This is a genomic window from Mesorhizobium sp. M4A.F.Ca.ET.090.04.2.1 (assembly GCF_003999085.1).
Lineage (GTDB): Bacteria > Pseudomonadota > Alphaproteobacteria > Rhizobiales > Rhizobiaceae > Mesorhizobium.
This window is the reverse complement of sequence record NZ_RZOT01001015.1, coordinates 1-527: the sequence shown is the minus strand read 5'-3', so window position 1 is coordinate 527 and position 527 is coordinate 1. Positions and strand designations below refer to the sequence as shown.

Sequence of the window (527 nt, the reverse complement as noted above, 5' to 3'; positions counted from 1 at the left end):
ATTATACATAATAAACAAGCATGAGCTGTCGCTTATATATAATAAACAGACGCTGGCCTTGCTTTGAATTTCCGCACGAAACAATTGGTAGCGCTACCATGACGCAGTGTAAACCGGCATTTGCACAGTCGCTTCTGCGTGTTTCAACGTGCTGTGCTCTCGCGGCGCATCAGCTCGAAGCCGAGGTCGACAACGCGCTGTCGCGGCCTCTCTCCCGCGATCGCCGCCAGCGCCATGGCGACTGCCTGGCGGCCGATTTCATAGCGATGGGTGCGGATGCTGGTGACCGACGGAAACGCTGCTTGCATCATGTCGAGATCGTTGAAGCCGACGATGCCGATGGTCTTCGGAACCGCGATAGCGGCGCGATGGCATTCGAACAGGACGCCAAGCGCGATATCGTCATTGTTGCAGAATATCCCGTCGAGCGCCGGCATCTTGGCCAACGCATCGCGAAAAAGCTCACGACCGAGCGTCACGCTGGACAGCAGTGGCGTGGTCGTCACCAGCCGGGGGTCGAACAGGCC

At 57.7% G+C, this 527-nt stretch carries 1 protein-coding gene; it reads right to left on the bottom strand.

What is annotated here, in order from left to right:
• Positions 1-143: 143 nt before the first annotated feature.
• Positions 144-527: substrate-binding domain-containing protein (locus tag EN781_RS33810; protein WP_189348000.1), on the bottom strand; the 384-nt coding region annotated here is incomplete at its 5' end.